Source organism: Rhodanobacter sp. B05 (genome assembly GCF_002001085.1).
Lineage (GTDB): Bacteria > Pseudomonadota > Gammaproteobacteria > Xanthomonadales > Rhodanobacteraceae > Rhodanobacter.
This window is the reverse complement of sequence record NZ_MUNU01000016.1, coordinates 35231-48046: the sequence shown is the minus strand read 5'-3', so window position 1 is coordinate 48046 and position 12816 is coordinate 35231. Positions and strand designations below refer to the sequence as shown.

Here is a 12816-nt window from a genome sequence, read left to right as displayed (position 1 = left end):
GTCCCTGCATACGTATTCATTCTGTTGCGGCGCGTCGCAAAAGCGCGTTGCGCGCTTTGACGAATGCAGTTTTGCGCACGCCGCAATGGTGTCGTGGCGGCTTCGAAACTGTCGCAATAATGCCTTTATTGCGGCATTTTTGATGGATCGTACCGAATCCGGTATGGACGGCCAAACGAATCGTGGCGACGATTGTTGCACAGCGATAGCCGTCATCCATGAATACGTATGCACGATCACGGCGCTCGCATGCGCAGCCGTTAAGCTCCCTGCAAGGCCCGGCAACGTCGTCATTCGGCGTGTCGTTGCAACCCGGGCGGCAATTGCATGGACATGCGAATGAGCGATGCCCCCTGGTGGCGCGGTGCCGTCATCTACCAGATCTATCCGCGCAGCTTCCTCGACACCGACGGCGACGGGGTGGGCGACCTGCCGGGTATCGTCGAGCGACTGGACTATGTGGCGGACCTGGGCGTCGACGCGATCTGGATCGCGCCGTTCTTCAAGTCGCCGATGGCGGACTTCGGCTACGACATCGCGGACTACCGCGATGTCGACCCGCTGTTCGGCACGCTGGCGGATTTCGATCGGCTGCTGGACAAGGCGCACCGGCTCGGGTTGAAGGTGATGATCGACCAGGTGCTCAGCCACACCTCGGCCGAGCATGCGTGGTTTCGCGCAAGCCGGCAGAGCCGCGACAACCCGATGGCGGACTGGTACGTGTGGGCCGATGCGCGGCCGGACGGCACGCCGCCGAACAACTGGCTGTCGCTGTTCGGTGGCAGCGCATGGCAGTGGGAGCCGCGTCGCGGTCAGTACTACCTGCACAATTTCCTCGCCGCGCAGCCCGACCTGAACTTCCATCATCCCGAGGTGCGCGCGGCGGCGCTGGACAACCTGCAATTCTGGCTGGACAAGGGCGTGGACGGCGTGCGCCTGGACGCGATCAACTTCTGCTTCCATGACCGCCAGTTGCGCGACAACCCGCCCAAACCCAGCGACCAGCGCGTGGGCCGCGGCTTCAGCCCGGCCAACCCGTATGCGTTCCAGTATCACTACCACAACAACACGCAGCCGGAGAATCTGGCCTTTCTCGGCGAGCTGCGGGCGCTGATGGATCGCTATCCGGACGTGGCGGCGCTGGGCGAGATTTCCTCGGAGGATTCGCTGGCGACGATGGCCGAATACACCGCGGGCGGCCGCCTGCACATGGGCTACAGCTTCGAACTGCTGACCGACGACTTCAGCGCGGCGCACATCCGCGACACGGTGCGCCAGCTGGAAGCGCAGATGACCGAGGGCTGGCCGTGCTGGGCAATCTCCAACCACGACGTGGAGCGCGTGCTCAGCCGCTGGGGCAACGGCGACGCGTCGGCGCAGCTGGCCAACCTGTTTACCGCGATGGTCTGTTCGCTGCGCGGTTCGGTCTGTGTCTATCAGGGCGAGGAGCTTGGCCTGACCGAGGCGGACGTGCCTTACGAGTCGCTGCGCGATCCCTACGGCATCGCGTTCTGGCCGCAGTTCAAGGGACGCGACGGCTGCCGCACGCCGATGCCCTGGAGCGACGCCGATGCGCAGGCGGGTTTCAGCCACGGCATGCCGTGGCTGCCGGTGCCCGAGGAGCACCGCGCACGCGCGGTGGCGCAGCAGCAGGCCGACCCGTATTCGGTATTGAACGGTTTTCGCGCCTTCATGCGCTGGCGTCGGTCACACCCGGCGCTGCGCTGGGGCGACATCGAGTTCGTCGAGACGGTCGAGCCGGTGCTCGCCATCATCCGTCGGCTAGACGGGGAAGCGCTGCTGGTGATGTTCAATCTTGGCACTGCTGCGATCGAGCTGAGCCTGCCGCCGCTTTCCGGCAGCGGGTGGACGGCAATCGGGGGCCATGGTCTGCAGGCCGGTTCAATATATGGGAATACGTTGCGCCTGCCAGGCCACGGGGCATGGTTCGCCAGACTCGGCAACGGAGCCTGACCCCGAGCGCGTAGGAGCCCGCAGGCGGGCCATGCTCTTGCTCTTGCGAATCCCGAATCCCGAATCCCGAATCCCGAATCCCGAATCCCGAATCCCGAATCCCGACACAAAAGCATGGCCCGCCAGCGGGCTCCTACGTGTTTCGTGGCTTATTTGCGCTGGTCGGCCGTGGCCTCGCGCGCGGCGCGGAACTCGGAGTCCTTGCTCCAGCCGGGCCACTGGTCCGAATTCGCCAACTGGCTGCCCACGGTGTAGAGCAGCTGCAGGTCGCGCGCCATGCCGGTGAAAGGCCAACTGGCCTGCCATTCGTCGGAGGGCTGGTGGTAGTGCCTGGCGGTGTATTCCTCTTCGGCCGCGTTGCCGGCCTTCACGCCACCGTCGACCCAGTCGTTGCCCGAGCCGAACGAGACCGCCGGCACGCCGCGCTTGGCGAACGAGAAGTGATCGGAGCGGAAGAAATACCCCGCCTCCGGCTTCGGGTCCGGCGTGTAGACCATGTTGAACTGCTTCGCGTCAGCGATCAGGTCGTCCAGCAGGCCGAGCTTGGCATTGCCGGAGATCGTGAAGTTGCGCGTGGGCCCATGCGGATCGAGCGCGTCCATGTTGAGCACACCCGCCGTGGTGGCCAGCGGATACAGCGGGTGGGTGGCGTAGTACTCCGAACCTAGCAGGCCTTTTTCCTCGGCGGTGACGTTCACGAACACCACCGAACGCTCCGGCCTGGGCGCATGCGCGAAGGCGCGTCCCAGTTCGATCAGCGCCGCGGTGCCGGTCGCGTTGTCGACCGCGCCGTTGTAGATGCGGTCGCCGGTGGCGTCCGGCTGGCCGACCCCGAGATGATCCCAGTGCGCGCTGTAGATCACGGTCTGGTCCGGATGCTTGCTGCCGATCACGCGGCCGACGATGTTGTGCGAGGTGATCACGCTCTTGTCGACCTTGAAGCTGGCCGAAAGGCTTTCGCCCTTCAGCGCGACCGGCTTGAACGCACGGGTCTGCGCCTGCTTCTTCAGGCTGTCGAAATCCAGCCCCGCGTGCTTGAACATCTGCACCGCCAGGTCACGCTGGATCCAGCCCTCCAGTTGCGGATGCTCTTCGCCGGGCTTGTCGCGCACGATGTCGAACATGGTGTTGGTGTTGGAGTTCTTCACCGTGGCCCAGCCGTACGAGGCGGGCGCGGTTTCGTGGATCACCAGCAGGCCAAGCGCGCCTTGCCGCGCGGCTTCCTCGTACTTGTAGGTCCAGCGGCCGTAATACGTCATCGCCTTGCCGCCGAAGTCGCCGTGACCGGTTTCGAAATCCGGATCGTTGACCAGCACCACGGCGATCTTGCCGTGCAGGTCGACGCCCTTGAAATCGTCCCAGTGGCGCTCCGGCGCCTTGACGCCATAGCCGACGAAGACCAGCGGCGCGTTCGCGATGTCCACCGAGGTGGAGCCGTCCATCGGTGCGCGTATCGCGATCTGCTTGCCCTGGGTCAGCGGTTCCGTGGTGCTGCCCAGCTGCAGGCTCAACGAAGGCTGGCCGATGATCTCGGTGCGCAGCAACGGCACGGCTTGTGTCCATTGCCGTTTGCCGTCCTTGAGGTCGCCGCCGGGCTGCAGCCCGGCCGCCTTCATCTGCGCAACCACGTAGTCGATGGTCTTGGTCTCGGCCGGGGTGGCCGGGCCGCGACCTTCGAATGCATCGGAGGAAAGCGTCTTGACCTCGTCGGACAATCGCTGGGTGCTGAAGCTTGGCGTATCGGCTGCCTGTGCGCTGGCACAGGCGGCGATGATCAGGGCGGACAGGAGCAGTCGTCTCACGGGTGGTCACCGGTCGGGGGAGGGAACGCCCGATACTAGTACATCCCGGTGCCGCTCGATCGGCGGCCGGCCTGCCGCGCTTCGTTCACTCGATGCCGATGACCTTGCCAGTCCCGGCATCGATGCGCAGCTTGACCTTGTGCCCGGCAGAGTTCTCCGCTTTGGCCTTCCATATGCCGTCGTCATAATCGACGTCGTGCACGCGCGTGTAGCCCTGGGTCTCCAAGGCGGCTTCCACGTCGTGCCTGCTCAGCGTCGAGACCTGCCTGGCCGGATACACCTTGCCGGTGCTGGCATCGATGCGCACATCCACATGCTTGCCATTGGCGCTTTTCGCCTCGGCGCGCCACATGCCGTCCTTGAACTTCAGGTCGTGCACCTTGGTGTAGCCCTGTTCGGTGAGCTCGCTGCGCACCTGCGGTTCGGTCAGCGCCTGTTGCGCCGTCGCGGCGCTGCCGGTTCCGAGCGACAACACGCCCACGGTGAGCGCGACGGTAAGAGTGGCGATCGGGTTCTTCATGGCGCACCTCGTTGCTTGCGAAAAGCAGGAGTGTCGGGCGCCGAATGAAAATCCCGGGTGAACGCGGGCGTGAACACAACCCAACGGTTCAGCGAGGGAATGGACGAACACTGCACAGCCACTGCCCGGAAAGACTGCTCCGGGCAGTGGTGTACGGGTGGATCAGACGGCGTGGATCAGATCAGGTGGATCAGATCAGGTGGATCAGATCGGGTGGATCAGACCGCGGCGTCCTTCAGCTTCTTCAGCGCGCGCACCTTGACCTTCACGGTGGCGGGCTTGGCGGCAAACATCTGCTCCTCGCCGGTGAACGGGTTCTTGCCCTTGCGCTTCGGCTTGGCCGCGACCTTGACCGCGTTGATCTTGAACAGGCCGGGCAGGGTGAAATGGCCGGCGCCCTTCTTGTGCACCGACGCGAGCACGGCCGACTCGAGGCCGGCGAGCACGGCCTTGACCGCCTTCGCTTCGACGTTGGCCTGGGCGGCGATATGGGCGATCAGGCCCGACTTCGACAGGCTCTCGCCCAGCGGCTTCACCGGTGCGGCGACCTTGGCGGGAGCCTTCTTGGCGGGGGCTTTCTTGGCAGTGGTTTTGGTAGCCATGGATTTCATCTCGGTAATGGGAAACTCCGGCTTTGAAGGGCTCGGAGGCCTCGCGGCCTGCACAATGTAGCGAAATTTTGCGGGTTTTACTCATCTGGAGTGCATCGAGATGCTTTTTTTTCACATCGCCATCCAGGTTGCCGAGTCGATGGGTGGCAATACGCGTCACGACGGGGAGGGTCGCCGGGTGGCTGCTTTGAGATTCGGGGGGCCAATCGAACTGCAGCGGGAGGGCCAAAGCGCGCCGACCAGGCAGGCAATGAATCCTGGCGGCAAGCGCCGGCGATGCTCCGTCGAAAGCCGTGGCGTGCGTCCAGCGGAGCAGATGAGGTTGGTTCCCCGAGCATGGTCGCGTACCCGCCATGTGCGCCACATCGGTATGCTCGCGGGCATGCATCACCCACCGGCCAGCCACGCATGACAGGACTTGCGCTGATCCGTTGCCTGGTTGTCATGGCGCTGGCGCCGGTCGCCCCGGCAGCCGTGGCCGCGGCCGGGGCAATCACCACGCTACGCTTTTCCGACACCGCGCCGGGAACCAGCCTGCCGTCCGGCTGGAAGCGCTACGCGATGTCGCGGCACAAGCCCGCCGCGCACATGGCGATCGTTCGCGATGGCGGCGATGACGTGTTCGGCATCGATGCCGACCATGCCGCCGGCGCGATCGCGTACACGCTGGACATCCCCGCGACCACCCTGCTGAGCTGGCGCTGGAAGGTGGATCACAGCGTCGCGAAAGCCGACCTGTCGAAGAAATCCGGAGACGACTTCGCCGCGCGCGTCTATGTGTTCTTCGACGTGTCGCGCAGCCAATTGTCGTGGCTGCAACGCATGAAGCTGGACCTTGCCGGGCGCACCCTCGGCCACGCCATGCCCACCGCGGCCCTGTGCTATGTCTGGGACAACCGCCATCCGGTGGGCACCATCGCCTCCAACGCCTACTTCGGCGAGGTGAAGACCATCGTCCTGCAGAGTGGCAACGCGCATGCCGGCAGCTGGCAGTTGCAGCGGCGCAATCTGGCGGCGGATTTTCGCGCGGCGTTCGGCCGTGCCGCGCCGCCGGTGACCGGTATCGCGCTGGCCTCCGATACCGACAATACCGGCGGGCAGGTCAAGGCATGGTTTGGCGACCTGACGCTGGCACCGGCTCCGTCCGTCACACCGGAGGCCGGTCGATAAATCATCCTGCGGGTTCGTTTCGACCTGGCGATCCCGGCGCTCGCCACGGGCATTAGGCTCTGCGGGATGGCGGCGCGATCGGGTCAGATCTTGCGCTTGCGTCGCGGCTTCGCCTGCGATGCCACGATCAGCTCCTGCAGATAGGCGATGCCCTCTTCCTCGGGGAAGAATGCCACGACGTCCGCCACGCTCAACTCGTGCCGCTGGCGCATGGCAAGGAATTCCTCGCGTGCCATCGCCATGCGCTGGGCGGCCGCGGCCTTCTTGCCCAGCGGCTTCGCCGGTTGCTGCTTTTCGACCTTGCGTTCAAGCTTGGCCAGTTCTTCCTGGAACTGGCGAAAATCGTATTTCCCGGGGTTCATGGGGCGTCACTTGCGTGGGTATCGGCGTTTCCATTTTCGCACGTTCGCCACCCACACACCCGCTCACGCATCAAGCCGCTTTCCCCGCCCTGGTCATGGTGTGACGAGATGCCGACATGTGACGCGCAGCGACATATGCCCTTGAAAAGCGAGCTGCGCAACTGTCGTCTCCGGCCACTGCGGGCGCTGGCATGGCGGTGGTCATGAGGTTTTCGGCGGGCGCGGACAAATCGGCTGCCGCGGGCCGGACGGCGGGCGTGTCGAGCCCGGAACCGGCGAGTGCCTGCTGCAGGGTGTTTTCGTCGGTCCACCCGGTCAGCGCCATGCGGCATCGGGCATGCCGCATCAGGAAGTTGATCGCCAACTCTTCCGGCGACTTCGTGACATTCATGCAATCGATGACTTCTTCCATGGCAGCTTCTCGATAGAGGGAACCGGAGCGGTTCACGGAGTCAGCAGCAGCATTCGTGCCAACCGCCGGCTTTCCGGGGTGTCGGCATGGTCGGTCTTCCCGCGGCAGCGCGCCGTGCCAGGGTGGGCCTGGTGTTTCGTCTACCACCGTCAGGGTAAAAAACAAACAGGCCCACTCGAAAGCGGGCCTGTTCGTTTGTTCCGATGGTGGCCGGGGACGGAATCGAACCGCCGACACGGGGATTTTCAATCCCCTGCTCTACCAACTGAGCTACCCGGCCGGAAATTGGCTGCCACGGGTGTCCGCATGGGTCGCGGAAGGTGCGTGGAGCCGCGCATTAGACCGAATGCACGGCTTTTCGTCAAGACGCGACGTCGGGCGGGGTGAAGCCGGTGGCCTGGTCGACGTCGCCGCCGAACAGGAATTTCTCCATCTGTTCGGCGAGGTACGCGCGCGATTTGGGATCGAGCGGGTTGAGCCGGTATTCGTTGATCAGGGTGGTCTGGTGGGTCAGCCACTGTTGCCAGGCGGGCCTGGAAATTTCGGCGTAGATGCGCTGGCCAAGCGGCCCGGGCCAGGGGGCGAAATCCAGGCCTTCGGCGTCGATGCCGAGCTTGCTGCAATGGATGGTGCGGGTCATGCGGTGTTCCTGCTGGTTGGTGTCGTCGGAACGCGTTGCGCTCAAAACCACTTCGCCCGCTTCAGCGCCACATAGATTCCGCTGACCACCAGCGCCATCACGACGATCATGACCGGGTAGGCCCATGTCTCGCCGAGTTCGGGCATGTGCTGGAAGTTCATGCCATACCAGCTGGTGAGCAAGGTGGGGGCGGCAAGCATCGCGGCCCAGCCGGCGAGTTTCTTCATTACTTCGTTCTGGCCGAAGGTGACCAGCGACAGGTTGACGTTGATCGCGGCGGTGAGCATTTCGCGCATCGCGCTGATCGATTCGTTGACCCGGAATACATGGTCGAAGACGTCGCGAAAGTACGGTCGCAAGTCGTCGGGTATCAGGTTCGGATGCAACCGCACCAGTTGGCTGGTGATGTCCTGCAGCGGCGCGACGGCAAGGCGCAACGTCATCAGGTCGCGCTGCATGTCGTACAGCCGGTGCACGGTGCTGCGCTTGAATGTCTCGGCGAAGATATCCTGCTCGAGCAAGCCGAGTTCCTCGCGGCAGTCGCGCACGATGGGCAGCAGGTTGTCGACGATGAAGTCGAGCACGCCGTACAGGCCGTAACTGGGTCCGTGGGCAAGCAGCTCCGGGGTGTGTTCGCAGGTACGTCGCGCGGGCGCGTAGGACAGCGATGCGCCATGGCGCACGGTGACGAGGTAGCGTTGACCGAGAAAGATCTGGGTCTCGCCGAACGCCAGCTCGCCATTGATCAGTTGCGCGGTCTGCACCACCAGGAACAGCGAGTCGCCGTAGGTTTCGATCTTGGTGCGCTGGTGCGCGTTGTGCGCGTCCTCGATGGCGAGGTCGTGCAGGCCGAATTCCTCCTGCAGCTTTTCCAGCAGCGGCTCGTCCGGTTCGTGCAGGCCGACCCAGACGAAGGTTTCCGGCTCCTTCAGCACGTCGCTGATCGCGTCCAGGCTGATTTCGCCGATGCGATCGCCGTTGTGGCGATAGGCGATGCAATTGACCACCATCGGTTGCGTGGTCGATGGCGAGGCGGGTGTCGGCGGGGTCGGACTCATGTCCGCATGATGCCCTGCCGCGTGTGACGGGGCAACGCGCGACGCCTACGCGCCCGATCCGTGCAACGCGGCCTCCACGGGATCAACGATTGCGCCGCAGGCTCCACGCCAGCGCCAGCCAGCAGGGCAGCGCGAACAGCAGCCACGGCTGGTTCTGCTGCACCGTGCCGGGCAGCAGGTGCAGTACCACGGCGACGATCACGGCGAGCAGTTGCACGACGATCACGCCATCGATGAAGCGCGACGCGGCGAATCCGCGGCGCGCCCGCCACAGCGTGGGCAGCAACAGGAAGGCCAACGGGTTGAACAGCAGCAGGTTGGCATTGGCCCAGGCCGAGTGATGGCTGGTCAGCGTCCACAGCGCCAGCAGCAACAGGCCGACCAGCGCGGCGGCAACCAGGTACAGCGTGCCGAGCAGGGCGTAGGCGGTCGGCCAGCTGCGTCGACACAGGATGATCAGAGCGCCGAACACCAGGCCGGCCACACCGAGCGGCAGGCGCAGGTCGGGTGGCGATGCGGGTGGCGCCTGCAGCCGGTTCGGCGAGACTGCCTGCTCGCTCCCGACCAGCGCCAGCGTGCCGTTGCCGGCGGCGGGAATCCGCGCCTGGCTCAGCTGTGCCTGCAGCACGGAGGGCAGAAAACTTTCCTGCCAGGCATTCAGCGGCTGATCGGCGTATGGCCCCAGACCCACGTCCAGCAACAGCATCAGCCAGGGTTGCGCACTCATCAGGCGATCGGTTTGCTGGCGATACGTCATGCCACCCGGGCGCGCAGTGAGCTGCTCTTTCAGTGCGCCACCGAGCACCTTGTCCAGCGCATCGCGCACGCGGGTCGTGCAGTTGTCGGCGTAGTAATCGTAGTTGTAGCCGGCATTTTCCGGGCGCAGGTTCCACAGCAGGTTGTCGCGCAACTCGGCGGCCTGGTCGGCGCTCAGCGCCAGTCGCTGGCGCGTCACCGAGCGACCTACGCCCACGTAGTACGCCACTTCCTGATCGGTGGGCTCGGCGTCCATCATGTAGTGCATGCGGCCGCGGGCGAAGTTCAGCAGGAAGTTCTTCTCGTTGAAATCGAACACGCCATAGTTGAAGTTGATCGCCTCGCCCGAGGCGCGGTCGCGCAGTTCGATCGCGTCATGGCCGAAACGCTCCCAGTAGACGTCGCCGGGGCCGTAGGTGATCAGCGAGACCTCGAGGTCTGCACCGTTCGCGTCGGCAACGCCGGCGCGAACGGTCGCGGATGCAGTTGCCGCGATGACGAGCAGAAGCAGGACGAGGATGCGCTGGAGGCGATTCATGCGATCTACGCGGCGGCCTGTCGCGTCACGCGGAACTGCTGCACGCGGCGATCGTCCGCCTCGGTGACGTGGAACAGGTAATCGTCGATGGCCACCTCTTCGCCCGCTTCGGGCAGATGCCCGAATTCCGAGGTGACCATGCCACCGACGGTGTCGTATTCCTCGTCGGAGAAGGTCGCGCCTGTGCGCTCGTTGAAATCCTCGATCGGGGTCAGCGCGCTGACCAGCCAGTCGCCGCCGGGCTGCTGGTGCATCAATTCGGGTGCGTCCTCGTCATCGTGCTCGTCGTCGATCTCGCCGACGATTTCCTCGAGCACGTCCTCGATCGTGACCAGGCCGGCAACGCCGCCGTATTCGTTGACCACCAGGGCCATGTGGTTGCGCGTCAGCCGGAATTCCTCCAGCAGCACGTTCAATCGCATCGATTCGGGAATCAAGACCGCCGAGCGCAGGATCGAGCGGATGTCGAAGTGCTCGGCGGCGCCGAAAAACTTGAGCAAGTCCTTGGCCAGCAGGATGCCGAGGACCTCGTCCTTGTCCTCGCCGTGCACCGGAAAACGCGAGTGGCCGGATTCGACCACCACGGCGAGCAGGTCGGACAGCGATGATTCGACGGCGAGCATCACGATCTGCGCGCGCGGCACCATCACGTCGTCCACGCTCAGTTCGGTGACCTTGATGGCACCCTCGACCATGGTCAGGGTATCGACGGAGAGCAGGCCGTTCGACTGCGCCGAGCGCAACTCCTCAAGCAGTTCGCCGCGGTTGCGCGGTTCACCGGAAAACAGGTGGCCCAGTCGATCCCACCAGGTACGGTGGGCCGGGCCGCTGGTACTGCCAGGGTCGTCGTTCATCACTCTTTGCGATTCTGCCCGGATGCGGGCGGAACCCCGATTCTAGCGGAAAAATCGTGACGGTTCAGTGCGCTGGCGCGCTCAGGCATAGGGATCGGCAATGCCCAGGCCGGCGAGTATGCGTGTCTCCAGCGCTTCCATGATCGTGGCGTCGCGTTCGTCGACATGGTCGTGGCCGAGCAAGTGGAGCACGCCATGAATGGTCAGGTGGGCCCAGTGATCGCGCACGGCCTTGCCCTGTTCGGCGGCTTCGCGCTGCACCACCGGGGCACAGATGGCCAGGTCGCCGATCAGCGGCAGGGCGACACCCGGCGGCAATTCGACCGGGAAGGAGAGCACGTTGGTGGCGTAATCCTTGCCGCGGTAATCGCGGTTCAGCGCGCGGCCCTCGCCGATGTCGACGAGTCGGATCGCCAGCGCCGAGGGCTTGCGGCGTTTCGCGCCGCGCAGCGCGGCCTCGACCCAGCGACGGAAGCTGGCCGGGGAGGGCAGGCCGTTGCGGGTGAGGCCGTAGCGTACGGCGAGTTCGACGGAGAGTGCCATCGCGTCAGTCCACCATGGCCAGTTCGCGCAGGAGCATCAGTCCTTCCGGCCAGTCGCCGAGGCCGGATTCGCCGTTGATATGGCCGCGCGCGCCGATCTCGACCAGTTGCGAGCCCCAGTTCGCGGCGAACGTGCGCGCGCGATCCAGTTGCACGTAGGGATCATTGCTGCTGGCCACCATGATGCTGTGGAACGGCAGCCGCTGACGGGGCATGGGCTGGAAACCGCTGGGTTCGGCCGGGTAGCTCGCCGCCTCGGTATCCGCCGGCGATACCAGCAGGGCGCCCAGCACCGGGCCGTGGTGGCGCGCGGCCCAATGGGCGATCAGGCTGCAGGCGGCCGAGTGCGCCACCAGCAAGGCCGGCACGCCGCCCTGCTGGATGGCGGCATCCAGCGTGGCGATCCATTCGTCGCAATCGGGGCTGTGCCAGTCGCGCTGCACGACCCGGCGAAACGACGGATGCAGCGTTTCCCAGCGGGATTGCCAGTGGCTCGACCCGGAGTCGTACAGACCGGGCAGGATCAGCACGCGTGGCCAGGGCGGATAGTTCACGCGTCGTGGTCCTGGTCGTCCTTCTGTTCGAACGCCTCGTACGCGCGCACGATCTTCGCCACCAGCGGGTGGCGCACCACGTCGCGCGAGGTGAAGAAGGTGAAGCTGATGCCGCCTACCCCACGCAGCACTTCGATGGCCTGGCGCAGGCCCGAGCGCGTGCTGCGCGGCAAGTCGACCTGGGTGACATCGCCGGTGATCACCGCCACCGTGCCGAAGCCGATGCGGGTCAGGAACATCTTCATCTGCTCGACCGTGGTGTTCTGCGCTTCGTCGAGGATCACGTAGGAATCGTTGAGCGTGCGCCCACGCATGTAGGCCAGCGGCGCGATCTCGATCACGTTGCGCTCGATCAGCTTGGCGACCTTTTCGAAGCCGAGCATCTCATACAGCGCGTCGTACAGCGGGCGCAGGTAGGGATCGACTTTCTGCGACAGGTCGCCGGGCAGGAAGCCGAGCTTCTCGCCGGCCTCGACCGCGGGGCGCACCAGGATCAGCCGCTGCACCCGGTTCGCCTCCAGCGCCTCGACCGCGCTGGCGACGGCCAGGTAAGTCTTGCCGGTGCCGGCCGGGCCCACGCCGAAGTTGATGTCGTGGCTGGTGATCGCGTGCAGGTAGCGCGCCTGGTTCGGGCCGCGGCCCTTGATCACGCCGCGCTTGACCTTGATCACCACGTCCTGCGCTTCGTCGGCCGACGCCTCGGCGATCGCGTCGATGCCGGATTCGGCCAGGTGCAGGTTGATCCGGGCGCCGGTCAGCGATTCGTCTTCGGTCGTCGCATACAGCGAACGCAGCACTTTCTCGGCAGCCCTGGCCGGTGCGTCATCGCCGATCACCTGGAAGATGCTGCCGCGGTGGTTGATCTCCACGCCGAGGCGCAATTCGACCTGGCGCAGATGTTCGTCAAACGGCCCGCACAGGTTGGCGAGACGGGCGTTGTCCTCGGGGTCGAGGGTGAAATCGCACTGATTGAGGCCGTTGGTCATGGGAGGCGAAGTGGTTGGTGAAGGAATCCTTCTCCCG

15 protein-coding genes and 1 tRNA gene are annotated in these 12816 nt (G+C 65.2%); 2 read left to right on the top strand and 14 right to left on the bottom strand.

What is annotated here, in order from left to right:
• Positions 1-16 precede the first annotated feature (16 nt).
• Positions 17-220 (bottom strand): hypothetical protein, encoded by a 204-nt coding sequence (locus B0E47_RS16880; RefSeq protein WP_139351437.1) that lies wholly within the window; start codon positions 218-220, stop codon positions 17-19.
• A gap of 119 nt (positions 221-339) precedes the next feature.
• Between B0E47_RS16880 and B0E47_RS10965 the strand changes: the two genes are divergently transcribed.
• A complete protein-coding gene (locus B0E47_RS10965; protein WP_077514302.1) occupies positions 340-1974 on the top strand; it encodes an alpha-glucosidase family protein in 1635 nt (544 codons plus the stop codon).
• A gap of 149 nt (positions 1975-2123) precedes the next feature.
• On the opposite strand, the gene B0E47_RS10960 is transcribed toward B0E47_RS10965, so the two are convergent.
• The 3 genes from B0E47_RS10960 to B0E47_RS10950 form a co-directional block, all read right to left on the bottom strand.
• Positions 2124-3776: a M28 family metallopeptidase gene (locus B0E47_RS10960; RefSeq protein WP_077514301.1), complete on the bottom strand. Its 1653-nt coding sequence runs from the start codon at positions 3774-3776 to the stop codon at positions 2124-2126.
• An 85-nt stretch (positions 3777-3861) separates the two neighbouring features.
• On the bottom strand, positions 3862-4296 hold the full coding sequence (locus B0E47_RS10955) for a PepSY domain-containing protein (RefSeq protein ID WP_077514300.1): 435 nt from the start codon (positions 4294-4296) through the stop codon (positions 3862-3864).
• A gap of 218 nt (positions 4297-4514) precedes the next feature.
• Entirely contained in the window at positions 4515-4898 is a 384-nt protein-coding gene (locus B0E47_RS10950; RefSeq protein ID WP_077514398.1) for an HU family DNA-binding protein, read from the bottom strand.
• Positions 4899-5315: 417 nt separating this feature from the next.
• On the opposite strand from B0E47_RS10950, the gene B0E47_RS10945 reads away from it, so the two are divergent.
• Positions 5316-6077 (top strand): DUF3047 domain-containing protein, encoded by a 762-nt coding sequence (locus B0E47_RS10945; protein ID WP_077514299.1) that lies wholly within the window; start codon positions 5316-5318, stop codon positions 6075-6077.
• A gap of 83 nt (positions 6078-6160) precedes the next feature.
• On the opposite strand, the gene B0E47_RS10940 is transcribed toward B0E47_RS10945, so the two are convergent.
• The 10 genes from B0E47_RS10940 to B0E47_RS10895 form a co-directional block, all read right to left on the bottom strand.
• Positions 6161-6439, bottom strand: coding sequence for a hypothetical protein (locus B0E47_RS10940; RefSeq protein WP_077514298.1), 279 nt, complete (start codon positions 6437-6439; stop codon positions 6161-6163).
• 70 nt (positions 6440-6509) lie between these two features.
• Positions 6510-6851, bottom strand: coding sequence for a hypothetical protein (locus B0E47_RS10935; protein WP_077514297.1), 342 nt, complete (start codon positions 6849-6851; stop codon positions 6510-6512).
• Positions 6852-7055: 204 nt separating this feature from the next.
• Positions 7056-7131 (bottom strand) — tRNA-Phe (locus B0E47_RS10930).
• Between the two features lie 81 nt (positions 7132-7212).
• Positions 7213-7491, bottom strand: a complete 279-nt coding sequence (locus B0E47_RS10925; RefSeq protein ID WP_077514397.1) for an oxidative damage protection protein — start codon at positions 7489-7491, stop codon at positions 7213-7215.
• Positions 7492-7532: 41 nt separating this feature from the next.
• Positions 7533-8549 carry a magnesium and cobalt transport protein CorA gene (locus tag B0E47_RS10920; RefSeq protein WP_077514296.1) on the bottom strand — a complete coding sequence of 339 codons (1017 nt, stop codon included), beginning with the start codon at positions 8547-8549 and terminating at the stop codon, positions 7533-7535.
• Between the two features lie 82 nt (positions 8550-8631).
• A complete protein-coding gene (locus B0E47_RS10915) occupies positions 8632-9843 on the bottom strand; it encodes a DUF4105 domain-containing protein (protein WP_077514295.1) in 1212 nt (403 codons plus the stop codon).
• 5 nt (positions 9844-9848) lie between these two features.
• Positions 9849-10697, bottom strand: a complete 849-nt coding sequence (locus B0E47_RS10910) for a transporter associated domain-containing protein (RefSeq protein ID WP_077514294.1) — start codon at positions 10695-10697, stop codon at positions 9849-9851.
• Positions 10698-10778: 81 nt separating this feature from the next.
• Complete coding sequence (ybeY, locus tag B0E47_RS10905) at positions 10779-11240, bottom strand: rRNA maturation RNase YbeY (RefSeq protein WP_077514293.1); 462 nt, start codon at positions 11238-11240, stop codon at positions 10779-10781.
• A gap of 4 nt (positions 11241-11244) precedes the next feature.
• A complete protein-coding gene (locus B0E47_RS10900; protein ID WP_168171057.1) occupies positions 11245-11793 on the bottom strand; it encodes an alpha/beta hydrolase in 549 nt (182 codons plus the stop codon).
• Complete coding sequence (locus B0E47_RS10895; protein ID WP_077514292.1) at positions 11790-12779, bottom strand: PhoH family protein; 990 nt, start codon at positions 12777-12779, stop codon at positions 11790-11792. Before B0E47_RS10895 ends, B0E47_RS10900 begins: the two co-directional genes overlap by 4 nt.
• Between the last annotated feature and the right edge of the window lie 37 nt (positions 12780-12816).

Coding starts and splice junctions, on each gene's coding strand:
- B0E47_RS10955 (WP_077514300.1), bottom strand. CDS start 4,296: ATGAAGAACCCGATCGCCACTCTTACCGTCGCGCTCACCGTGGGCGTG.
- B0E47_RS10940 (WP_077514298.1), bottom strand. CDS start 6,439: ATGAACCCCGGGAAATACGATTTTCGCCAGTTCCAGGAAGAACTGGCC.
- B0E47_RS10945 (WP_077514299.1), top strand. CDS start 5,316: ATGACAGGACTTGCGCTGATCCGTTGCCTGGTTGTCATGGCGCTGGCG.
- B0E47_RS10965 (WP_077514302.1), top strand. CDS start 340: ATGAGCGATGCCCCCTGGTGGCGCGGTGCCGTCATCTACCAGATCTAT.
- B0E47_RS10920 (WP_077514296.1), bottom strand. CDS start 8,549: ATGAGTCCGACCCCGCCGACACCCGCCTCGCCATCGACCACGCAACCG.
- B0E47_RS10910 (WP_077514294.1), bottom strand. CDS start 10,697: ATGAACGACGACCCTGGCAGTACCAGCGGCCCGGCCCACCGTACCTGG.
- ybeY (WP_077514293.1), bottom strand. CDS start 11,240: ATGGCACTCTCCGTCGAACTCGCCGTACGCTACGGCCTCACCCGCAAC.
- B0E47_RS16880 (WP_139351437.1), bottom strand. CDS start 220: ATGGATGACGGCTATCGCTGTGCAACAATCGTCGCCACGATTCGTTTG.
- B0E47_RS10895 (WP_077514292.1), bottom strand. CDS start 12,779: ATGACCAACGGCCTCAATCAGTGCGATTTCACCCTCGACCCCGAGGAC.
- B0E47_RS10925 (WP_077514397.1), bottom strand. CDS start 7,491: ATGACCCGCACCATCCATTGCAGCAAGCTCGGCATCGACGCCGAAGGC.
- B0E47_RS10950 (WP_077514398.1), bottom strand. CDS start 4,898: ATGGCTACCAAAACCACTGCCAAGAAAGCCCCCGCCAAGAAGGCTCCC.
- B0E47_RS10915 (WP_077514295.1), bottom strand. CDS start 9,843: ATGAATCGCCTCCAGCGCATCCTCGTCCTGCTTCTGCTCGTCATCGCG.
- B0E47_RS10935 (WP_077514297.1), bottom strand. CDS start 6,851: ATGGAAGAAGTCATCGATTGCATGAATGTCACGAAGTCGCCGGAAGAG.